Below are 20379 nucleotides of genomic sequence, written 5' to 3' on the forward strand. Positions count from 1 at the left end.
CTTGGGCTGAAAAGGATCGAGGCCTCCGCAATTGCGGGGGCCTTTTTCGTTGCGGCTTGCACGCTCCGGAGCGGAGGTTAGGCTCGGGCCGGGCAACAGGGGGTATCCATGCAGGCAGGCGGACTGGATCTGAGCGGCGACTGGACCGGCGTCTATGACTACGGCCAGGACGGGGATGGATCGGTGCCCTTTGCCGCGACGCTCTTTGACGTGGGCGGGGTGATCTGGGGCACGACGCTGGAACCCAATACATTTGCCCCGGACGCCGGCGCGGAAATCGAGGCCGAGGTGAGCGGCAGCCGCAGCGGGCGCGAGGTCCACTTTCGCAAGGCCTACATCGGCCGTCCCCGGTATGGTGAAGACCCGATTCACTACACCGGCCATGTCTCGCCGGACGGCAACCGGATCGAGGGCAACTGGACAATCCGCGCGCCGGGGCTGTTCCTGTCCGGTCCTTTCGTGATGAACCGCATCACGGGCACCGCTGCCCGGGCCCGTCTTGGGGCCCGCACGGGCGAAACTGTCGAGGTCTGATCACGGGGAAGCAGGAAAGGCTCGCCTTCCGGACGCGGGTTTGCTTTTCTCGGGCGGCGAGTCGGTGCTGGAGGTGACGAGATGCGAAGGATGATGGGGCGGGCTGCGGCCTTCTGTGTGCTGGCGGTCCTGTGCGGGCCGGTGCTGGCGCAGGATCAGATCGTGATCCCGGACGAGGACACGCGCTTCATCCAGGAGGCGCCCACGGGCGGCGGAACCGAGCTGACAATGCGCGCGGTCACGGTCAAGGACCAGAACCAGCTGCGCGGCGCCTTTGGCGACAAGTGGCAGCCCGAAGAGGTCCGTGCCCGGGCAGCGCAGGTCTGTGCCGACAGCGGGATGCGGCTGATTTATTTCCAGCCCGGCAACAGGGATTCCAAGGGGCGCAGGGAATTCGCCGCGGTCTGCCAATAGGCTTGGGGCGCTCCGAATCGCGCAGATTGGACGAGGTCAAGACGGAGACGGAAAACGCCGCAGACTGCGCCATTCGCCGCCGAAACGGGCGGAATCCAGCGCAAAGCGCGGAAAAACATGGGTTTTCCCCGAAAATGCACGGTTCCCGTTTGATCCTGCCCCGCGTATAGTTTGGCTGAAATAACAAGGCCAAGGCCGATTCCACCGGGGGACGTGGGGTATGATCCGATCCGAATTGATCCAGAAGATTGCAGACGAGAACCCGCATCTGTATCAGCGTGATGTGGAGAGGATCGTGAACACGATCTTCGACGAGATCACCAATGCCATGTCCCGGGGCGACCGGGTCGAGCTGCGGGGCTTCGGGGCCTTCTCGGTCAAGAAGCGGGACGCGCGCGTCGGGCGGAACCCCCGGACGGGAGAGTCGGTCCAGGTCGAGGAAAAGCACGTTCCCTTCTTCAAAACCGGCAAGCTCCTGCGCGACCGCCTGAACGGAAAGTAATCCATGCGCTACATCCGCTATGCCATCTACGCTGCCCTGCTCATCTTCCTGACGATCATCTGCGTGGCGAACCTGCAGTGGGTGACGCTGAACACCCTGCCCGAGGGGTTGGCGCGCATTCCGCAACTGGGGTGGCTGGCGTTTTCTGTCGAGGTGCCGCTGTTCGCGGTGGCGCTGGGGTTCCTGGTGCTGGGCTGGGTGCTGGGTGAGGTCTTCGAATGGCTGCGCGAGTACAAGTACCGGGCCGAGGCCTCGGCCAAGAAGACCGAGGTGCGCAAGCTCGAGCGCCAGCTGAAAAAAACCCAGGCCGAGCGCGACAAGGACAAGGACGAGGTCCTGGCGATTCTCGACCAGGCCAGCTGAACGCTAGTGTCGCGCGGGGGAGGGGGCGCTGCCCACTCTTGGCCCGATGGCCAATTCACCCCGGGAGTATTTTTACAGAGAAGAAACAGGGGCTTGGATGGCGGACGTCCGGGTAAAGATCTGTGGTCTGACGCGGCCCGGGGACATGGAGATGGTTGCCGGGGCGGGCGCGAGCTATGCCGGGCTGGTGTTCTTTGCCAAGAGCCCGCGCAACGTGACGCCGGAGGTGGCGCGCGATCTGGCGCTGGAGGCGCCGGTGGGGATTGCCAAGGTGGGCCTCATGGTCAACCCGACGGATGAGTTTCTGGACGAGGTCATGCGGCTGGTGCCCCTCGACATGGTGCAGCTGCATGGTGCCGAGACGCCGGAACGGGTGGCGGAGGTGCGCGCGCGCTGGGGGCTGCCGGTGATGAAGGCGGTTGGCGTGGGGGCGGCCGAAGACCTGGAAAAACTGGCTGTTTATCAGCAGGTTGCCGATCAGATCCTGGTGGATGCCAAGCCGCCGAAGGGGGCGGACCTGCCGGGCGGAAACGGGCTGGCCTTTGACTGGAAGCTGATCGCCGGGCGGCGCTGGTCGCGGCCCTGGATGTTGGCGGGCGGGCTGACGCCCGAGAACGTGGGGCTGGCCGTGGCGATGACCGGCACGGCGCAGGTGGATGTTTCCTCGGGGGTCGAAAGCGCGCCGGGGATCAAGGATTTGGGCAAGGTCCGCGCCTTTGTCGAGGCGGCGAAAGTGGCCGAGGCGGCGCCCCGGCTCTAGCCCGCTGGTTTGTACAAAACGTACGTTTTGTACGGCGTTTCCAGCATTTTGTACAAAGGGGTAAGGTCGCGTTAACCGCCACCGTCACAGCCAGGCCGTGCGCCCCGATCCGACCGCCTCGGCCACGGAGCCGAGGCCGTCGCGTTGCAGCAATCCGTCCAGCCCCTCGGCGATCTCCTGCACCAGGCTGAGGCCGCCGAAGACGAGCGCGGTGTAGAGCTGCACGACGCTGGCGCCGGCGCGGATCTTTTCATAGGCCTGTTCGGCGGAGCCGATGCCGCCGACACCGACCAGTGGCAACTTGGCCCCGGTCAGGTCCGAGAGGCGGGCCAGTACGCGGGTCGAGCGATCGAAGAGCGGTTGGCCGGAGAGACCGCCGGCCTCTGACGCATGGCGGGACCGCAGCCCGGCGCGCGACAGGGTGGTGTTGGTGGCGATGATCCCCGCGACGCCGGAGGAGAGCGCGACCTCGGCCACGTCGGCCAGTTCGGCATCATCCAGATCCGGCGCGATCTTGAGGAAGACCGGCACCGGTCGGGGCAGCGCGTCCCGGGCCTGCATCACGCCCGCCAGCAGGGCAGAGAGCGCCGCCTTGCCTTGCAGGTCGCGCAGTTTTTCCGTGTTCGGAGAGCTGACGTTGACGGTGGCGAAATCGACGTCGGCGCCGCAGTGGCGCAGGACGCGGGCGAAATCGCCGGCGCGGTCCTCGCTGTCCTTGTTGGCGCCCAGGTTGAGGCCCAGAACCAGGTCGCGCGGGCGGCTTTTCAGTCGCGCGCCGATCGCCTCCATCCCGTCGTTGTTGAAGCCGAAGCGGTTGATCGCGGCGCGGTCCTCGGTCAGGCGAAAGAGACGCGGGCGCGGGTTGCCGGGCTGGGGCCGGGGCGTGGCGGCGCCGACCTCGGCAAAGCCGAAGCCTGCGCGCGCCAGGCCCCGCAGCGCGGTGGCGTTCTTGTCGAACCCGGCGGCCAGGCCGACCGGGTTGGGCAGGTCGAGCCCGGCCAGCGAACAGCGCAGCCGGTCGGAGGTGACGATGCCCGGTGCATGAGCCGCCCCGGCCTGCAACGCCTTGAGCGCAAGCCCGTGCGCGGTTTCCGGGTCGATCCGGTGCAGGGCGGCCAGGCCGAGCCGTTCCAGCGGGGTCATCAGACCATCTCCGCCGGAAAGACGTGGCCGTCGGCGCCCAGAGGCAACGGTTTGTGCCAGCGCACGTCCGCAAGTCGCAAGGGCGCGTAGAGATGGGGGAAGAGGGCGTCGCCGCGCGAGACCTCCCATTTCAGGGCCTCGCCCAGGGCTTCGGCCTCGAGCGCAAGCAGGACCAGCCCCTCTTCGCCGGCGAAATGCTTGGCCGCGGTGCCGCGCGCCTGTTCGGCGGTGGAGAAATGCACATAGCCGTCGGCCACGTCGATGGGCGCACCGGCGGTTTCGCCCTGTGCCCGCAGCGCCGCCCATTCGTCGGCCCGGAGGATCTTGTATATCAGCATGGGCGCAGTGATGCCGCGCGCCCCGGCAAGGGTCAAGCGGGCAGTCGGCCCGGGCCGCGCGGCAATTCAATGCAGGCCGTCATGCGCCTGTCACCGGCCGCGGGCTACCCATACGTCAGGCTTTGACTCCGGCCACGCGCCGGGGCAGGCTTTGCGCATTCAACAAAAAGACCTGACAGAGAGGTTTCCCCATGACGCGTACACTGATGAGCGGTGCCGCCGCGCTTGCCCTGATGGCGGGCAGCGCCGCCGCCGATTACACGCTGCACATCGTTCATATCAACGATCTGCACAGCCGCATCGAGCCGATCAACAAGTATGACTCGACCTGCGGTGCAGAGGACAACGCCGAAGGCAAATGCTTTGGTGGCTACGCGCGTGTCGCCACCAAGATCGCCGAGTTGCGCGAGCAGCTGGATGGAGAGAACCTTTTGGTTCTGGACGCCGGTGACCAGTACCAGGGGTCGCTCATGTACACGACGTACAAGGGCGACGTCGAAATCGAGATGATGAACAAGATCGGCTTTGACGCCATGGCCGTCGGGAACCACGAGTTCGACGACGGACCCGAGGGCCTGTTGAAGCTCATTGACGGCGTCACTTTCCCGGTGATTTCCGGCAATCTCGACGTGAGCCAGTCAAATGTGCTGGCAGGCAAGGTTGCGAACCATGTCGTTCTTGAGGTCGGTGGCGAAAGGATCGCCATCATCTCGGCCCTGGCGACGGATACGGCAGAGACATCGTCTCCGGGGGATGCGGTCATTTTCCAGGACGAGATCGACAGCTTGCAGGCCGATATCGATGCCCTGGAGGCCGAAGGTATCGACAAGATCATCGCCCTCACGCATGTCGGTGTCAGGAAAGACATGGAAATCGCCGAGAGCGTGACCGGGCTTGATGCCGTGGTGGGCGGGCATTCGCATACTCTGTTCTCGAACTCTGACGACGGGGCAATGGCATATCCGACGATGGTCGGGAATGTTCCGGTTGTTCAGGCCTATGCCTATTCCAAGTATGTCGGCCATCTGACGTTGACCTTCGACGATGCCGGCAAAGTCGTATCGGCCGAGGGTGACACCATCCTGCTGGACGCCTCGGTGGCAGAGGATCCGGAGATCGTCGACCGTGTGGCCGAGCTTGCCGGTCCGATCGAGGAGATGAAGACACGCGTCGTGGCCGAGGCCGCCGAGCCCATCGAGGGCAACCGCGACGTCTGTCGGGCGATGGAATGTTCGATGGGCAACCTGGTGGCGGATGCCATGCTGGACCGGGTCAAGGACCAGGGCATCGACGTGGCCATCGCCAACAGCGGCGGTCTGCGGGCCTCGATCGACGCGGGCGAGGTGACGATGGGCGAGGTGCTGACCGTGCTGCCGTTCCAGAACACGCTGTCGACCTTCCAGATCACCGGGGCGACCCTGGTCGAGGCGCTGGAAAACGGTGTCAGCCAGATCGAGGACGGCGCGGGCCGGTTCCCGCAGGTGGCGGGCATGACCTTCACCGTCGATCCCTCGGCCGAGCCGGGCAGCCGGATTTCCGACGTCATGGTCGGCGGTGCGCCGGTCGAGATGGACAAGGTCTATGGCGCGGTGTCGAACAACTACGTCCGCAACGGCGGTGACGGCTATGTGATGTTCAAGGACGCGGAGAACGCCTATGACTATGGTCCCGACCTTGCCGATGTGACCGCCGAATACCTGGCCGATCACGCACCCTATCAACCCTATACCGACGGACGCATCACCATGAAGTGACGCGCCCGGTCCGGCGACAGGGAAGGCATGCGGGGTCACCCTCGCATGCCTTTTGCATTTGCGGGTTGGTCAGGGAATGGACAACGCGCGGCGGTAATAGGGGATGTTGACCACGGCGACGATCTCTTGTTGTCCGTCGAAGAGCGCGGCCAGGCCGGCGGCGGTTGCGTCCAGCGTGATCTCTCCGTCGAGCGGTTTGCCCATTGCGACGCTCATCGCGACATCGGCCATCTGTTCGTAGGTCTGCGTCACATGGAAATCGGTGTCTTCCGCAGAGAAGCCCTTGGAACTGCCGGTGCCCCAGCGGGGCGTGCCCAGAGTGTAGCTCAGGTCCAGGCTGATCTCTCCGCCATCCTCGGGGGCCACGGTCCAGCGCTCGGTCAACCGGCGCGCGCCATCGCTGCTGCCCGACAGGGTGCGGCTGCGGGTGACGCTGGCGGTATGGGTGCTGCCATAGCGGTTCGCTTCGGGATCGTCGGTATAGACCTTCAGGATGAACAGGCGCACATCCTTGCTTTGGGGCGGCTTGCCCAGCCCAAGAAGCGCGGCGGTCGTTCGCTGGGTGGGCGTGGCGGGATTGCCCCCGGCGTCCAGAACGAGGTGCCCATCCAGAAATGACACCATCGCATTGGCCCCCTTGAACGGACCGGCAGGAAAGGGGACGGAGGCCCAGCCTTCCGGCATCGCAGCGTTCATCTTGTCCGGGGCGACCGTCAATCCCACCAGGACGCGGCTTTCGACCACGGACCCGATGGGGGTTTCAGCCGTTGCGGCAGTGGCGTTCAAAGTGAACAGGAACACACAGATCACTCTGCCCAGGCGGGCCGGCCAATGGGGCGTCATCATCCTCTCCTCCTTTGGATTGCGAGAGGATTTTACGATGATCCCGGATTTGGCGCCTTGATCTGGCCCCGCCGCCGTTACTCGGCGGCCAGCCCTTCGGTGAACTGCAACCGGGCGAGGCGCGCGTACAGCCCGCCCTCGGCCACCAGCGCGTCGTGGGTACCCGTGGCAACCACGCGGCCCTTGTCCATGACCACGATGCGATCGGCCTTTTTCACCGTGGCCAGGCGGTGGGCGACGATGATCGTCGTGCGTCCTTCGGCCAGCAGGTCGACCGCCTGTTGCACCGCGCGTTCGCTTTCGGCGTCCAGCGCGCTGGTCGCCTCGTCCAGCAGCAGCACCGGCGCGTCGCGCAGGATGGCGCGGGCGATGGCGACGCGCTGTTTCTGGCCGCCCGAGAGCATCACGCCGCGCTCGCCCAGCCAGGTGTCGTAGCCGTCCGGCAGGGCGGCAAGGAAGTCATGCGCCGCCGCCGCCCTGGCCGCGGCCTCGACCTCGGCATCGCTGGCATCTGGGCGGCCAAAGCGGATGTTGTCGCGGGCCGAGGCGGCAAAGATCACAGGGTCCTGCGGCACCAATGCCATCTGGCGGCGGAAATCGTGCCGGGCCATGTCGGTCAGGGCCACGCCGTCCAGCAGGATGCGCCCCTCTGCCGGGTCATAGAACCGCTGCAAGAGCTGGATGATCGTGGTCTTGCCCGCGCCCGAGGGGCCGACCAGCGCCACGGTTTCGCCCGGTGCGATGGTCAGATCGACCGCATCCAGCGCCGAGACGCCGGGGCGCGAGGGATAGGCGAAACTGACATGATCGAAGGTGATCTCTCCGCGCGCGGGATCGGGGGCGGGCAGGGGCGTGACGGGATCGCTGACGGTGTCCTCTGCCTGCAGCAGTTCGACCAGTCGCTCGGTGGCCCCGGCGGCGCGCTGAAGCTCTCCGAAGACCTCGGACAATGCGCCGACGGCGCCCGCCACCATGACCGAGTAGATCACGAACTGGATCAGCGTGCCCGCGCTCATGCCGCCGGCGCGCACGTCCCAGGCACCGATCCAGAGCACGCCGACGATGCCGGTGAAGACCAGAAAGATCACGATCATCGTCATCGCGGCGCGGGTGGTGATGCGCTTGCGGGCGGCGTCAAAGCTTTTCTCGGTCACGTCGGCGAAGGTGCCGCGCGACTGGACCTCGTGGGTGTAGGCCTGCACCGTCTGCACCGCGCCCAGCGATTCCGAGGCATTGCCGGAAGAGGCGGCGATCCAGTCCTGGTTTTCGCGGCTGAGCTTGCGCACGCGGCGGCCCAGCACGAGGATCGGCACCACGATCACCGGCACGATCAGCAGGACAAGGCCGGTCAGCTTGGCCGAGGTGAAGAGCATCAGCACCAGCCCGCCCAGGAACAGCAGCGTGTTGCGCAGGGCGATGGAGATGGACGAGCCGATCACGGAGAGGATCAGCGTGGTGTCGGTGGTGATCCGCGACAGGACCTCGCCGGTCATGATCTTTTCGTAGAAGGCGGGCGAAAGGCCGATCACCTTGTCGAAGACCGCCTTGCGGATGTCGGCCACCACCCGTTCGCCCAGTCGCGTGACCAGCGCGTAGCGCAGCGCCGTTCCGACGGCCAGCAGCGCCGCGATCCCCAGCGCCGCGCCGAAGTACTTGTCCAGCAGGGCGCCGTCCTCGGTATTGAAATTGTCCACCACCCGGCGCACGGCCAGCGGCAGGATCAGGGAGATCGTCGCGGTGGCGACCAGCGCGGCCAGCGCCGCCATCATCAGCACCCGGTAAGGTCGCATGAAGGGCCAGAGCGCGCGGAGAGACCCCAGCTTGCGCGACTTCTCACGCTCCTGCTCGCCGGTGCCCGGCTTGGTCTTGGCGGCCATGAGGTCTCCTTCCGTATCGCGCAGGGGGCGTTTTGCCATGCGAGGCGCGCGCGTCAAGCGCCGTCTTGACGCGGGGCGGACTGCGAAAGGGGAAGGATTGGAGCGGGCGACGGGAATCGAACCCGTATCTCTTGCTTGGAAGGCAAGGGTCTTACCATTACACAACGCCCGCTCGGCGGGGGCCTTGGTATGCGATCACGCGCGGGGGGTCAAGATCGTGCCGGCATGGAAATCGTCCCTAGCGGGGCTAATCCGCGGCGTCCCGCGGGCGCGGGCATTCGGCAAAGATCCGGGCCGGGCAGGTGGCGCAGACCTGCGGGTCGAGCAGGGGAAAGACCTCGGCGATGGCGTCGCGTTTGGACAGGTGGATGTGTTCGCGGGTCAGCGCCTTCATCACCTTGAACCGCGCCAGTTTCGAGATCGTGCGCGGGGTCTTGGTCTGCAGGTGGAACGAGCCCCCGTTGCGGTGGCGGCGCGCGGCTTCCTCGATCAGCAGGTCGGCGCCGGGCATGTCGATCTCTCCGATGCCCTTGACGATGAAGATCATGTGTTTCTGGCCCGGGCGGTCGATTTCGAACCGGCGAAAGGCGCGGCGCACATGTTCGACCGAGCCGAAGTAGAGCGGCCCGTCGAGCCGCGAGATCAGCAGTTGCGGGCATTCCGCCAGGTTGTTTTCGGCGGCGTTCTTGAACATGCGGGTGGGGGTGTCGGGATCGGGGGCGCCGACGCCGACAAAGGGTTTCGAGGTCTTTTTCAGGAACAGCGCCAGCGACAGAAGCACGCCGGCGTAGATCGCGAATTCGAGGTCGATGAGCAGTGCCGCGCCAAAGGTGACGCTGGCGATGGCGGTTTCCTCGGGCGAGGTGGTCAGGATGTGGCGGATCTCGGGCAGGTTCACCAGGCGGATGGCGACCAGCAGGATCACGCCCGCCATCGCGGGGATCGGCACATAGGCGAACCAGGGCGCGACAAGCAGCAGGATCAGGAACAGGAAGAGCGCGGCAAAGATCGCCGAGAGTGGGGTCTGCGCGCCGCTGTCGTAATTCACGCCCGACCGGGTGAAGGAGGCCGAGCCGGGGTAGCAGCGAAACAGGCTGCCGGCGATGTTGGAGAGGCCCTGCGCCACGAACTCGCGGTTGCCGTCGATGGTCTGGCCGGATTTCAGCGCGATCGCGCGGGACACCGACATCGCCTCCAGCAGGCCGACCAGCGCGATGGCGAAGGCGGCAGAGCCGTGGTCGCGGATGGTCTGCAAGGTGATGTCGGGCAGGGCAAACCCGGGCGCGACGCCCTCGATGGTGCCGATGGTTGCGAGGCCCGCGGCCTCTCCGCCCAGCAGGAGACCGAGGATCGTCGCGGCAAGGAGCGCGATCAGGTAGTTGGGCAGCGCCGGGTTCAGCTTGCGCACGCCCATCCCGATGCCAAGCGCCGTGCCCGCGACCAGAAGCGCGCGCCAGTCGGTCCCGGGCAGGCGTTCGGCCAGGGCCAGGGCGAATTCCCCCAGCGCCTCGGGGCGGGGCAGGTCGATGCCCAGGGCCTTGTCGACCTGGCTGAGGGCAATCAGGATCGCGGCCCCGGTGACAAAGCCGGTCATCACCGAATGCGAGACGAAATCGACCAGCACGCCCATGCGGGCCAGCCCCAGGGCCAGCTGGATCACGCCGACCATCAGCGCCAGCGCGATGGCGGCCGAGATGAACTGCGGCGATCCCGGCGCCAGGCTGCCCGCCAGCGCCCCGAAGACCAGTGCCGAGATGGCTGTGGTCGGGCCGGAGACCGCGTGCCAGCTGGACCCGGTCAGGGCGGCGACGACGGGGGTGATCATCGCTGTATAAAAGCCGTATTCCGGCGGCAGTCCCGCGATGGCGGCAAAGGCCACCCCCTGCGGCAGCACCAGCGTCGCACCGGTCAGCCCGGCAAAGGCATCGGCGCGCAGGCTGGTGGGGGTGATCCGCGCCGTCCAATCCGGGCGCAGCGCGGAGAATGCCGCCGAGATGGCCCGTTCCGTCGCCGCCTTCATGCCGTTTCCTCCCGTTCGTGGTGCATGGCGGCTAACGGGAAACGCGGCTTCGGGCTAGTGATCGAAAATTTCAGGGTATAAGTTTCGGGAATAGGGAAGGCTGCCCGGGGGAGGGGCCGCATGATCAAGATCCAGCATATCGAGATGCTGCTGGCCGTGGAACGCGCGGGCAGCATTCGCGCCGCGTCCAAGATGCTGGGCAAGACCCAGCCCGCGGTGACGAAGGCGCTGCGCCAGGCCGAGGCAGAACTGGGGGCCGCGATCTTCAAGCGGGCGCCCAGCGGGGTGATCGTGACCGAGGACGGCAAGCCGATCCTGCGCCGGGCGCAAGTGATCCAGTCGGAACTGCGCAAGATGCAGGAAGAGGTGGACCAGCGGCGCGGGCTGGGCACTGGGCGGCTGAACGTGACCGTCTCGCCGCTAGCGGCGACGCGGCTGATCGGCGGAACGCTGAAACGGTTTCAGCGCCGGTTTCCCAACGTGCATGTGCAGATCAGCGGCGGGCACGAACCGATCGCCTTCGGGCCGGTGCGTGACGGGCAGGTGGATATCGTGATCGGGCCGGAACCGCAGGCGGCGGACGTGGCGGGCCTGAGCACGACATTCCTTGTCGAGACGCCGATCTCGGTGATCACCGGGCGCAATTCGCGCTGGGTCGGGGAAACCCGACTGTCGGAACTGGCCAAGGGTGACTGGCTGATGATCGGGACACGTGCCCGGCTGCCCTTTCTGCGGCGCCATTTCACCAAGCTGGGACTGGAGCCGCCGGACCCCAAGGTGACATCGGATTCGATCTTCAGCGTGCTGTCGCTGATCGAGGAAAGCGACTACCTCTGCACCTATCCCGGCCGCATCCTGGAACAGACCGCCGCGCGCTGGCGAATCGCGGCGCTGGAGGTGGATCCGCCGCTGATCTCGGCCCGGATCGCGATCATCACCTCGTCCGAGCGTCCGCCGACGCCCGCGCTGCAATATTTCGTGGACTGCGTGCAGCAGGTGTCCAGCAACCTGTTCGGTTCGGGGGATGCCGAAAAGTTATAGCCATCAACATTCAGGGTCTCCCTGATGTGCCTTGCTGGCATTACTCCGCACTTGTCCGGGGTGTGCCATTGTCCCCGGCAAGGGAGGAGGAGGCACGATGAATATCCTGTTCATCATGTATGACCAGTTGCGGTTCGATTACCTGAGCTGCGCCGGGCATCCGCATCTGCATACGCCGAACTTTGACCGGGTCGCCGCGCGCGGCGTGCGGTTCACGAATGCCTATGTGCAATCGCCGATCTGCGGCGCCTCCCGGATGAGTTTCTACACCGGGCGCTACGTCTCGTCCCACGGCGCGCAGTGGAACGGTTTTCCGCTGCGGGTGGGAGAGGTCACGCTGGGCGATCACCTGCGGGCGCTGGGCATGGACTGCTGGCTGTTGGGCAAGACCCACATGAAGGCGGATGCCAAGGGCATGGAACGGCTGGGCCTTGCGCCTGACAGCCTGATCGGCGCGCGGCAGGCGGATTGCGGGTTCGATGCCTGGGCGCGGGATGACGGCCTGTGGGGATCGGGTCCGGACGGGGACTATGACCAGAAACGCTCTCCCTACAACGAGTATCTCAAGAGCAAGGGCTATGACGGCGACAACCCCTGGGCCGACTACGCCAACGCGGGTGTCGACGATGGCCAGATCGCCAGCGGCTGGATGCTGATGAACGCCGACAAGCCGGCCAATATCCGCGAAGAGGACAGCGAGACGCCCTGGCTGACCTCGGAGACGATCCGCTTTGTCGACCAGGCAAGGGGGCCGTGGTGCGCGCATGTGAGCTTTATCAAGCCGCACTGGCCCTACATCGTGCCGGCGCCCTATCACGACATGTACGGTCACAACCAGATCCAGCCGCCCCTGCGGCACCCGGCCGAACTGGATGATCCGCACCCGGTTCTGGGCGCCTATCACGACGCCCGCGTGGCGCAGGCGTTCCAGCGCGACGAGGTGCGCGAAAAGGTGATCCCGGCCTACATGGGCCTGATCAAGCAATGCGACGACCAGCTGGGCCGCCTGCTGGACCATCTTGAGGCAACGGGACAGATGGACGACACGATGATCGTCCTGACCTCGGACCACGGCGATTACCTGGGCGATCACTGGCTGGGGGAAAAGGATTTCTTCCACGAGGCCTCGGTCAAGATCCCGATGATCATCTGCGATCCGCGCGCCGATGCCGACGCGACGCGGGGGACGACCTGCGATGCGCTGGTCGAGGGCATCGACCTGGCCGCCACCTTTGTCGAGGCGGCGGGCGGCACGGTGCCGGATCACATCATCGAGGGCCGTTCGCTGATGCCCTGGCTGCGGGGAGAGACACCGCGGGACTGGCGCGACTTCGTCATCAGCGAGTATGATTATTCCGTCACGCCGCGCGCCGACGCGCTGGGCGTCCAGCCCCGCGACGCGCGCATGATGATGGTCTTTGACGGACGCTGGAAGCTGATCCACTTCGAGGGCGGTTTCAGGCCGATGCTGTTCGACCTGGAGACCGACCCGCAGGAATTCACCGACCTGGGCGACGATCCCGCGTACCAGGCCCAGGTCGACCGCATGTACGATTGTCTGGGGCAATGGGGGCGCCGCATGGCGCAGCGCGTGACCATGTCGGATGACGACGTGCGCGCGGCGCGCGGCCGGTCCATGCGGCGGGGCATCCTGCCCTTCCTGGCCGATGGCAGCGAGGTCCCGGCGGACCTGACCGAGAAATATCGCGGCCCAGCCCGCCAGGTCCATGCAAAGACACCTATGGCGAAGGAGGAGAGCCATGACGTCTGAAGATACGGAAGCGCCCGCGCCCGATCGCGGCGGCGCCCTATTCGACAAGCACCTGGCCGACGTGGTCGCCATGGCGTTTTCCCTGGTCATCGTGATCTACGCCGCGTCCGGCCCGATCAGCGAATTCGTGCGCTGGTTCATCGAGGCGACGACCCCGGCCTTCGACGAGATGAGCCGCCGCGACCAGCGGGTGTTCCTGCGCGAACACTGGCTTGGGGCGGCCTATCGCGGTTTCGAACAATCGTTCCTGCTGCCGACCGGCCTGATCATCGGCCTGCCCATCGTGATGAGCTTTGCCATCACGCTGTTGACGCTGCACCGCAAGCCGGGCCAGCGGGCGTTCAACTGGGGGCTGACGCTGCTGGCGGTCATGGCCTTCACCAGCTGGATCATCGCCATCTTCGCCTCTGACGCGGGCGCCTTGCCGGTGGCGCGGCCCATCGACTTCGTGATGTTCCCACTGGCCACGGCGATCACGCTTTACCTGACGTGGCGGCTCTTCGGCGGCTTTATCGTCGCCTTCTGCCTGTTCTGGGTGATCTATTTCTTTGCCAAGGGCTGGCTTCCGGAATGGACCGGCATCCTGGCCGGGTCCGAGTCGTCGATGGGACAGAACCTGCGCCAGATGGTGCTGCAGTTCTGGGCCCAGACCGGGGGCATGTTCGGCCAGCCGATCCAGGTGGTGACGGGCAACGTGCTGATCTTCATCGTCTTTGGTGCCGTGCTCATGGCCTCGGGGGCGGGGGATCTGCTGATGAAGATCGCCAACCGGCTGACCGGCGGGCTGATCGGCGGCGCGGCGCATGCCTCTGTCGCCTCTTCGGCATTGTTCGGCACGCTGAGCGGTGCGGCGATTTCCAACGTGGTGTCCACGGGGGTCATGACCATCCCGGTGATCCGCAAGGCGGGGTTCAAACCGGCCTTTGCCGGTGCCGTCGAGGCCGCCGCCTCGACCGGCGGGCAGATCATGCCGCCGGTCATGGGGGTCGTGGCCTTTTTCGTCGCCGGCCAGATCGGGCTGGAGTACCGCTATATCGTGGTCGCCGCGATCCTGCCCGCCGCGTTCTATTACCTGGGCACTTTCCTGGCGGTCTACTTCGAGGCCCGCAAGCGGGGCGTCGGTGCCCTGCCGCCCGAGGCGCGGCCGAAGCTGACGCGCGGGGAATGGGTGCAATGCCTGGTCTTCGTGCTGCCGCTGGGGACGCTGTCCTACTTCCTCTTCGCGCAGCCCTCGGTGCCCAAGGCCGGGTTCTACGGGCTGGTGGTCGCGGTGGTTTCTGCCGCCGTGCTGTTCCGAGAGTTCCGCTCGGCCAGCCGTATCTGGCACGCCTTTGTCGATGCGGGCCGCATGGCCGCGTCGATCGTGGTGATCGTGACCGCCATCGGCCTGATCGTCGGGCTGATCCAGACCTCGGGCTTTTCCGGGCGGCTGTCGCAACTGCTGGCCGAGGCCGCAAGCGGGCCGCTGCCGCTGGTGCTGGTCGTGGTGGCCTTTGGCGCGATCATCCTGGGGATGGGGCTGCCGCCGGGGGCGACCTATTTCATCATCGTGATCGCGCTCAGCTCGGGCATCGACACGGTGGGCATCGCGCCGTTGACGCTGCACCTGTTCGTCGTCTTCTTTGCCATGATGTCGACGGTGACGCCACCGGTGGCCCTGGCCGCCTTTGCCGCCGCCCCCATCGCCGGGGCGGACCCGATCAAGACCGGGTTCGAGGCGGCGAAGATCGCCCTGGCGGGCTTCCTGATCCCCTTCGTCTTTGTCTATCACCCGGCGGTGCTCTACAAGCTGCAGGTGGTATTCGAGTGGTTCGGCGAGGATCCGGTCAATTCCCGCGCGATGATCGACATCGCCACGGTCACATGGTTCGAGTTCTTCTGGATCATTGCCGCCTTCGTCCTTGCGATGTGGCTGATCGCCTCGGCGCTGGCGGGCTACGACCGGACCCGGATCACACCCGCGGAACGCGTCCTGCGGCTTGCCCTGGGCGGCGCGGCCCTGCTGCCGCAGATGGCCATAGCCGGTCCGGCGGCGGCGCTGGGGCTTGCGCTTCTCTTCATCAGCCCGCGCCTGGCCGGTCGGCCCGGCGCGGCCACCACATGACATTCGCACCGAACAGGGAGGAAATCCGATGCGACACCTGACACTTGCGGCCACTGCGGCCCTGACCGTCTCTGCCACCGCTGGCCTTGCGCAGGAGACGTTGAAAATGGCCACGATCGAACCCAGCCTGGGCCAGGCGATCACCATGGCGACCTTTGCCAACGTGGTGAACGGGACGCTTTCCGACATCCAGATCGAGGTCGCCGGGGGCGGGGCCGCCACCCTGCACCAGATCGAGACCGCGCGCGGCAACCTGGACATGTACATGGTGTCGCCGACGATCTACAACTTCATTTCGACCGGCAAGGCGATGTACGCCAACCAGCCCGACGCCGCCGAAGTGTCGGAAAACCTGGCGCTGCTGATGTGGTTCCCCTACGGCCAGTATCACTATGCCGTGCGTGGCGACAGCGACATCGAGTATCTCGACGACATCGAGGGCGCGACCGTCTTTCTGGGCCCCGCGGGGGGCGGCGCCTTCAACGCGGCCAAGGGCTGGATCGAGGCCACGACGGGATTGATCGCGGGCGAGGACTACGAGGCGATCACCGCCAACTGGGCGACCGGATTCCAGTCTTTCCTGGACGGCAAGATCGACATGTACGTCAACGGCTGCATCGACCCCTGCCAGCAATTCATCCAGTTTACCGAGACCGAGAGCCTTCGCTTTATCGGGCCGGAGGATCACACCGGCGAGGCGGTTGACAAGTTCCTGGGCAATTTCCGCTACCTGGCCGAGATCCCGGCGGGCATCTACGGCAACCAGGTCAACGACGGGCCGGTGATGTCGAACGACACCGCCGTGGGCATCGGGCTGCGCGCGGACCTCGATGAGGAAACCGTCTACCAGGTGACCAAGGCCTTTTGGGACAACGTGGACAGCATCACCTCTGACGCGCCCTGGGCCAAGGCGCTGAGCATCGAGTTCGCGGTGCAATCGCTGGCCGGCATGCCGCTGCACCCGGGCGCAGAGCGCTACTACCGCGAGGTCGGCGCGCTGAAATGAGGATCGGGGCCGGGGCAGCGATGCCCCGGCCTTTCGTTCGCAAGCACTCTGGAGACCGGCCATGTTCATCCGCCGCACCACCTATCGCCTGACGCCCGAAACCGATCAGCCCGTCTTCGAGCGCGAGATGCGCGACAGCATCCGCCCGCATGAGATCGAGGGCCTGATCAGCACCGCGCATGTGCCCAACGACGATGGCAGCTGGACCGTCGTCGCGGTGTGGGAAACCAAGGTCGAGGCGATGGCCGCCGCGCCGCGCATCCGGGCAGAATGGGATCGCCGCGCCGGGCAGTTCGCCGCGCCGCCCGTGGTCGAGACAGCGGGCGTGAGTGTCTGGGAAGGCGCCTGAACGCCGCGTTGGGCGACAGCCGCTTGCCTCTGGCCCCCGGTCCTGCATGACTGTGACGGCGAGCGCCCCTTGTGGGTGGTCGACCGGATATGCTTGTGGAGGAGCCTTGCCATGAATTTCAGCATCTCGCCGGAGCTGGAGGACCTGAGACGCCGTGTGGCGCGGTTTGTCGAGGACAGGCTGCTGCCGCTGGAGGCGGACCGCGCCAACTACGATGCGCATGAAAACATCGCCCTGGAGGTGCTGGACCGCGAACGGGCCGCCGCGCGCGAGGCAGGGTTGTGGTGCCTGCAGATGCCGCGCGCGCTGGGTGGTGGCGGGCTGGGCAAGGCCGGGATGGCCGTTGTCTACGAAGAGATGAACCGCTCGATCTTTGGGCCGGTGGTGTTCAATTCCGCCGCGCCGGACGATGGCAACATGATGGTGCTGGGCGCGCTGGGGACCGAGGCGCAGCGCGAGCGCTGGCTGATGCCGATCATGTCGGGGGCGGTGCGCTCGGCCTTTGCCATGACCGAGCCGCACCCCGGCGGTGGGTCCGATCCGGGGATGATGCAGACGCGGGCAGAAAGGCGCGGCGACCGGTATGTCGTGACCGGGCGCAAGTGGTTCATCACCGGCGCGGCGGAGGCGGCGCATTTCATCCTGGTGGCGCGGACATCCGACGATGCGCGGCGCGGGCACACGGCTTTCCTGTTCCACCGCGACGATCCCGGCTGGCGGATCGAGCGCCGCATTCCGATCATGGGGCCGGAGGAACATGGAGGCCACTGCGAGCTGGTCTTTGACGGGCTGGAGATCCCGGCCGAGAACGTGCTGTTGGAGGAAGGGCGCGGCATGAAGGTCACGCAGACGCGGCTGGGCCCCGCGCGGCTGACCCACTGCATGCGCTGGCTGGGCCTGGCCAAGCGCTGCATGGAAATCGCGACGGAGTATGCCGAGGTGCGCGAGGGGTTCGGCCAGCGGCTGATCGAACGCGAGAGCGTGGCGCAGATGCTGGGCGACATCGCCATGCGGATCGAGGTGGGTCGCCTGCTGGTGATGAAGGCCGCGCAGGAGATCGACCGGGGCGGGTTCGCGCGCAAGGAAATCTCGATGGCCAAGATCCAGGTGGCGAACGTGCTGCACGATGCCGCCGACGTGGCGATCCAGATCAACGGCGCGCGGGGCTATTCCAAGGACACGCTGCTGGAATGGATCTATCGCTATGCCCGGCAGGCGCGGCTGGTCGACGGCGCGGACGAGGTGCACCGCATGGTCCTGAGCCGCGAGTTGCGCAGCGAGGGGCGTGATTTCTGGCGCTGGGACGTCGCCGCGGAGGCGGAATGAGCGAGACGGATTTCGACCCGGCCCGCCTGCAGGCGGCGCTGGACGCGCACCTGGGGACGGCGCCCGTCACGGAACTGACCCGGATTTCGGGCGGGCAGTCGAACCCGACCTATTTCGTCACCCACGGCGGGCGCCGCATGGTGCTGCGCAAGCAGCCCAACGGCGAGATCCTGAAAGGCGCCCATGCCATCGACCGGGAATACCGGGTCATGCAGGCGCTGGGTCCGGCCGAGGTGCCGGTGCCCAGGGCCGTGCTGTTCCACGACGATCCGGCGGCGCTGGGCACGCCGTTTTACCTGATGGAGCGGCTGGAGGGCCGGGTGTTCGAGGATTGCAGCCTGCCGGAGGTCGACCCGGACGAGCGGCGGCAGATCTACCTGGGCATGGCGGATGCGCTGGCGACCCTGCATTCGGTCGACCCCGAGGACATCGGGCTGGGCGACTACGGCAAACCGGGGAACTACTTTGCCCGGCAGGTCGGACGCTGGACGAAACAGCTGCATAGTTCCACCGGCGCGCCGATCCCGGAATTGAACTGCCTGTCGGACTGGCTGAACGCCAACCTGCCGGAGGACGACGGGCAGAGCCGCATCGCGCATGGCGATTTCCGGCTGGGAAACCTGATGTTCCACCCGTCCGAGCCGCGCGTGATCGCGATTCTCGACTGGGAGTTGTCGACGCTGGGGCATCCGCTGGCCGATCTTGGCTATTGCTGCATGACCTGGCACACCGCGCCGCAGGAATACGGCGGGATCCGGGGGCTGGACCTAGCGGCGCTGAACATCCCCGCCAAGGAAGAATTCGTAGCCCGGTACGAAGGACAGTCGCGATCTGGCCACCTGACGGATTTCCACGTCATCTTTTCGCTGTTCCGTTTCGGCGTGATCTTTGTCGGCATCGCAGACCGTGCCCGCGCCGGCACCGCGGCGGGCAGCAACGCCGATCAACTGGCCCCGCTGGCGCAGGCGCTGGGGCGGCGTGGGCTGGAGCTGTTGCCGGACTAGGGGCTCAGTCGAGCGAGACCAGCAGGCGCGCCACCCCGTCCTCGTCGTAGCGGGCGGCGGCCGAGGCGCCCGCGGGCAGGCGGTGGCAGGGGATTCCAAGGCGCTTTGTCACGGCCCGGCACTGCGCCTCGGGCCAGCTGTCGTCGCAGATCACATGGGTCATCAGCGCGGTCGGCGGCGTGTCCGCCCCCGCATCGCGCCGGAGCGGCGCGAGGATCGCCGCCACCTGGTCGGCAAGGTCGTGGTCCAGGGCCTCGGGATCGGTGCCGAGGCTGGGCAGGTAGACCTTGGGCACGCGGCGCGCGGCCACGGCGCGGCCCACGCCCGCGGGCAGCAGGTTGGCCACGACGCTGGAATAGAGGCTGCCGGGCGGATAGCAGATCACGTCCGCCTGCTCGATCAGCTTGCGGTTCCGCTTGGGCAGGGGCACCTGCGCGGGGTCAAGTTCGGCCTTGCCGTCGCTGAGAAAGCAATGGGTGATGCGCGCGTCGACCGGGGCGACCTCCTTGCCGCTGATCCGGCGCTGGCCGATGATCCGGCGCCCGTCCGCAAGGTCGACGCCCAGGTGCAGGTTCTCGTCGACGATGGCGCGCACGGTGCCGCGCACGTCCACCATCTTGGACATCAGGAACAGCACGGGTTCCAGCGCGCGGCCGTTGCCGAGGTAGCCGCCCGCCAGGATCAGGTTGCCGATGCTGGCATTGCGATAGTCGAAGTCCGCGGGCACCTCGTCGGCGAAGCGGCGCAGTTGGATGCGGATCAACTGGCGCATCGGCTTGGCGATGGCGGTGATCAGCGGGTGCTTGCCCTGGACCATCCGCCCGACCTCGGCGCGCAGGTCATCTTGCGCGGCGTCCCTGGGCAGGCGATGGCTGAACAGCGCGTAGACATCCGGCTGACCCAGCACCGATTCGTCGGCCAGCGCCATCAGGCGCGAGCGCAGGTCGCCCACAGCGGGCATGTCGAAAGCCCGGCGCAGCACCTGCGAACTGCCGCCGCTGTCGAAGGGCGTGATCAGGTGCATCGAGTTGAAACTATAGCGTTTCAGGCGCCTCGAAATGCCGTTCAACGCGCTGCCGCCGCTGAAGAACAGGATGCGCGGGCCGAGGTGCGGCGCGCTTTCGGCGCGGGCGACGCGCAGGTCATCGGGCAGGCGCGCCTCTCTTTCGACGTTGATCGCGGTCATTTCTTGTCCGTCTCTCCGAATTCTGCCCGATTCCGGCTTTGCAT

The 20379-nt window shown here is 66.6% G+C and carries 19 protein-coding genes and 1 tRNA gene; 13 read left to right on the forward strand and 7 right to left on the reverse strand.

Features of this window, described 5'->3' with window-relative positions; all coding sequences use genetic code 11:
* Positions 1-108: 108 nt before the first annotated feature.
* From RBB42_RS08090 to RBB42_RS08110, 5 genes are all read left to right on the forward strand, one after another.
* Positions 109-534, forward strand: a complete 426-nt coding sequence (locus RBB42_RS08090) for a hypothetical protein (protein ID WP_305969418.1) — start codon at positions 109-111, stop codon at positions 532-534.
* A gap of 81 nt (positions 535-615) precedes the next feature.
* Positions 616-948 carry a hypothetical protein gene (locus tag RBB42_RS08095; RefSeq protein ID WP_305969419.1) on the forward strand — a complete coding sequence of 111 codons (333 nt, stop codon included), beginning with the start codon at positions 616-618 and terminating at the stop codon, positions 946-948.
* Positions 949-1168: 220 nt separating this feature from the next.
* Positions 1169-1450 (forward strand): integration host factor subunit beta, encoded by a 282-nt coding sequence (gene ihfB / locus RBB42_RS08100; protein ID WP_043141735.1) that lies wholly within the window; start codon positions 1169-1171, stop codon positions 1448-1450.
* Between the two features lie 3 nt (positions 1451-1453).
* Positions 1454-1813 (forward strand): lipopolysaccharide assembly protein LapA domain-containing protein, encoded by a 360-nt coding sequence (locus RBB42_RS08105; protein WP_305969421.1) that lies wholly within the window; start codon positions 1454-1456, stop codon positions 1811-1813.
* Positions 1814-1910: 97 nt separating this feature from the next.
* Entirely contained in the window at positions 1911-2573 is a 663-nt protein-coding gene (locus tag RBB42_RS08110; protein ID WP_305969422.1) for a phosphoribosylanthranilate isomerase, read from the forward strand.
* Between the two features lie 84 nt (positions 2574-2657).
* On the opposite strand, the gene RBB42_RS08115 is transcribed toward RBB42_RS08110, so the two are convergent.
* The gene (locus RBB42_RS08115) at positions 2658-3716 is read right to left on the reverse strand and encodes a quinone-dependent dihydroorotate dehydrogenase (protein ID WP_305969423.1); all 1059 of its coding nucleotides are present in this window, start codon (positions 3714-3716) and stop codon (positions 2658-2660) included.
* Positions 3716-4054: a DUF952 domain-containing protein gene (locus tag RBB42_RS08120; RefSeq protein WP_305969424.1), complete on the reverse strand. Its 339-nt coding sequence runs from the start codon at positions 4052-4054 to the stop codon at positions 3716-3718. The genes RBB42_RS08115 and RBB42_RS08120 overlap by 1 nt, the downstream gene beginning before the upstream one ends.
* Positions 4055-4245: 191 nt before the next feature.
* On the opposite strand from RBB42_RS08120, the gene RBB42_RS08125 reads away from it, so the two are divergent.
* Positions 4246-5808: a bifunctional metallophosphatase/5'-nucleotidase gene (locus RBB42_RS08125; protein ID WP_305969425.1), complete on the forward strand. Its 1563-nt coding sequence runs from the start codon at positions 4246-4248 to the stop codon at positions 5806-5808.
* Positions 5809-5877: 69 nt separating this feature from the next.
* Here the strand turns inward: RBB42_RS08125 and RBB42_RS08130 are convergent, their stop codons facing one another.
* The 4 genes from RBB42_RS08130 to RBB42_RS08145 all read right to left on the reverse strand — a co-directional run bounded on the left by RBB42_RS08130 (position 5878) and on the right by RBB42_RS08145 (position 10548).
* A complete protein-coding gene (locus RBB42_RS08130; protein ID WP_305969426.1) occupies positions 5878-6654 on the reverse strand; it encodes a hypothetical protein in 777 nt (258 codons plus the stop codon).
* Positions 6655-6728: 74 nt separating this feature from the next.
* Entirely contained in the window at positions 6729-8528 is a 1800-nt protein-coding gene (locus tag RBB42_RS08135; protein ID WP_305969498.1) for an ABC transporter transmembrane domain-containing protein, read from the reverse strand.
* Positions 8529-8626: 98 nt separating this feature from the next.
* Positions 8627-8700: transfer RNA gene (locus RBB42_RS08140), tRNA-Gly, on the reverse strand.
* A 75-nt stretch (positions 8701-8775) separates the two neighbouring features.
* Positions 8776-10548, reverse strand: a complete 1773-nt coding sequence (locus RBB42_RS08145) for a SulP family inorganic anion transporter (protein WP_305969427.1) — start codon at positions 10546-10548, stop codon at positions 8776-8778.
* A 120-nt stretch (positions 10549-10668) separates the two neighbouring features.
* Here RBB42_RS08145 and RBB42_RS08150 point away from each other — a divergent pair, with 120 nt between their 5' ends.
* The 7 genes from RBB42_RS08150 (at position 10669) to RBB42_RS08180 (ending at position 19149) form a co-directional block, all read left to right on the forward strand.
* Positions 10669-11589: a LysR family transcriptional regulator gene (locus tag RBB42_RS08150; protein WP_305969428.1), complete on the forward strand. Its 921-nt coding sequence runs from the start codon at positions 10669-10671 to the stop codon at positions 11587-11589.
* A 97-nt stretch (positions 11590-11686) separates the two neighbouring features.
* Positions 11687-13360 carry a sulfatase-like hydrolase/transferase gene (locus RBB42_RS08155; RefSeq protein WP_305969429.1) on the forward strand — a complete coding sequence of 558 codons (1674 nt, stop codon included), beginning with the start codon at positions 11687-11689 and terminating at the stop codon, positions 13358-13360.
* Positions 13350-15464 (forward strand): TRAP transporter permease, encoded by a 2115-nt coding sequence (locus tag RBB42_RS08160; RefSeq protein ID WP_305969430.1) that lies wholly within the window; start codon positions 13350-13352, stop codon positions 15462-15464. The genes RBB42_RS08155 and RBB42_RS08160 overlap by 11 nt, the downstream gene beginning before the upstream one ends.
* 28 nt (positions 15465-15492) lie before the next feature.
* Positions 15493-16470: a TAXI family TRAP transporter solute-binding subunit gene (locus RBB42_RS08165; RefSeq protein WP_305969431.1), complete on the forward strand. Its 978-nt coding sequence runs from the start codon at positions 15493-15495 to the stop codon at positions 16468-16470.
* Between the two features lie 61 nt (positions 16471-16531).
* Entirely contained in the window at positions 16532-16819 is a 288-nt protein-coding gene (locus RBB42_RS08170) for a hypothetical protein (protein ID WP_305969432.1), read from the forward strand.
* Between the two features lie 111 nt (positions 16820-16930).
* Complete coding sequence (locus tag RBB42_RS08175; RefSeq protein WP_305969433.1) at positions 16931-18145, forward strand: acyl-CoA dehydrogenase family protein; 1215 nt, start codon at positions 16931-16933, stop codon at positions 18143-18145.
* A complete protein-coding gene (locus RBB42_RS08180; RefSeq protein WP_305969434.1) occupies positions 18142-19149 on the forward strand; it encodes a phosphotransferase family protein in 1008 nt (335 codons plus the stop codon). Before RBB42_RS08175 ends, RBB42_RS08180 begins: the two co-directional genes overlap by 4 nt.
* A 4-nt stretch (positions 19150-19153) precedes the next feature.
* Here RBB42_RS08180 and RBB42_RS08185 read toward each other — a convergent pair whose 3' ends face one another.
* Positions 19154-20335 carry a GAK system CofD-like protein gene (locus tag RBB42_RS08185; protein ID WP_305969435.1) on the reverse strand — a complete coding sequence of 394 codons (1182 nt, stop codon included), beginning with the start codon at positions 20333-20335 and terminating at the stop codon, positions 19154-19156.
* Between the last annotated feature and the right edge of the window lie 44 nt (positions 20336-20379).

Origin of the sequence: Mameliella sp. MMSF_3455 (assembly GCF_030733205.1) — a bacterium.
Taxonomy (GTDB): Bacteria; Pseudomonadota; Alphaproteobacteria; order Rhodobacterales; family Rhodobacteraceae; genus Antarctobacter.

Bases quoted from the DNA above. Each gene is read 5' to 3' on its own strand.
- RBB42_RS08160 (WP_305969430.1), top strand. From the start codon at position 13,350: ATGACGTCTGAAGATACGGAAGCGCCCGCGCCCGATCGCGGCGGCGCC.
- ihfB (WP_043141735.1), top strand. From the start codon at position 1,169: ATGATCCGATCCGAATTGATCCAGAAGATTGCAGACGAGAACCCGCAT.
- RBB42_RS08120 (WP_305969424.1), bottom strand. From the start codon at position 4,054: ATGCTGATATACAAGATCCTCCGGGCCGACGAATGGGCGGCGCTGCGG.
- RBB42_RS08130 (WP_305969426.1), bottom strand. From the start codon at position 6,654: ATGATGACGCCCCATTGGCCGGCCCGCCTGGGCAGAGTGATCTGTGTG.
- RBB42_RS08105 (WP_305969421.1), top strand. From the start codon at position 1,454: ATGCGCTACATCCGCTATGCCATCTACGCTGCCCTGCTCATCTTCCTG.
- RBB42_RS08145 (WP_305969427.1), bottom strand. From the start codon at position 10,548: ATGAAGGCGGCGACGGAACGGGCCATCTCGGCGGCATTCTCCGCGCTG.
- RBB42_RS08165 (WP_305969431.1), top strand. From the start codon at position 15,493: ATGCGACACCTGACACTTGCGGCCACTGCGGCCCTGACCGTCTCTGCC.
- RBB42_RS08135 (WP_305969498.1), bottom strand. From the start codon at position 8,528: ATGGCCGCCAAGACCAAGCCGGGCACCGGCGAGCAGGAGCGTGAGAAG.
- RBB42_RS08170 (WP_305969432.1), top strand. From the start codon at position 16,532: ATGTTCATCCGCCGCACCACCTATCGCCTGACGCCCGAAACCGATCAG.
- RBB42_RS08125 (WP_305969425.1), top strand. From the start codon at position 4,246: ATGACGCGTACACTGATGAGCGGTGCCGCCGCGCTTGCCCTGATGGCG.
- RBB42_RS08180 (WP_305969434.1), top strand. From the start codon at position 18,142: ATGAGCGAGACGGATTTCGACCCGGCCCGCCTGCAGGCGGCGCTGGAC.
- RBB42_RS08090 (WP_305969418.1), top strand. From the start codon at position 109: ATGCAGGCAGGCGGACTGGATCTGAGCGGCGACTGGACCGGCGTCTAT.
- RBB42_RS08095 (WP_305969419.1), top strand. From the start codon at position 616: ATGCGAAGGATGATGGGGCGGGCTGCGGCCTTCTGTGTGCTGGCGGTC.
- RBB42_RS08175 (WP_305969433.1), top strand. From the start codon at position 16,931: ATGAATTTCAGCATCTCGCCGGAGCTGGAGGACCTGAGACGCCGTGTG.
- RBB42_RS08110 (WP_305969422.1), top strand. From the start codon at position 1,911: ATGGCGGACGTCCGGGTAAAGATCTGTGGTCTGACGCGGCCCGGGGAC.
- RBB42_RS08115 (WP_305969423.1), bottom strand. From the start codon at position 3,716: ATGACCCCGCTGGAACGGCTCGGCCTGGCCGCCCTGCACCGGATCGAC.
- RBB42_RS08155 (WP_305969429.1), top strand. From the start codon at position 11,687: ATGAATATCCTGTTCATCATGTATGACCAGTTGCGGTTCGATTACCTG.
- RBB42_RS08150 (WP_305969428.1), top strand. From the start codon at position 10,669: ATGATCAAGATCCAGCATATCGAGATGCTGCTGGCCGTGGAACGCGCG.
- RBB42_RS08185 (WP_305969435.1), bottom strand. From the start codon at position 20,335: ATGACCGCGATCAACGTCGAAAGAGAGGCGCGCCTGCCCGATGACCTG.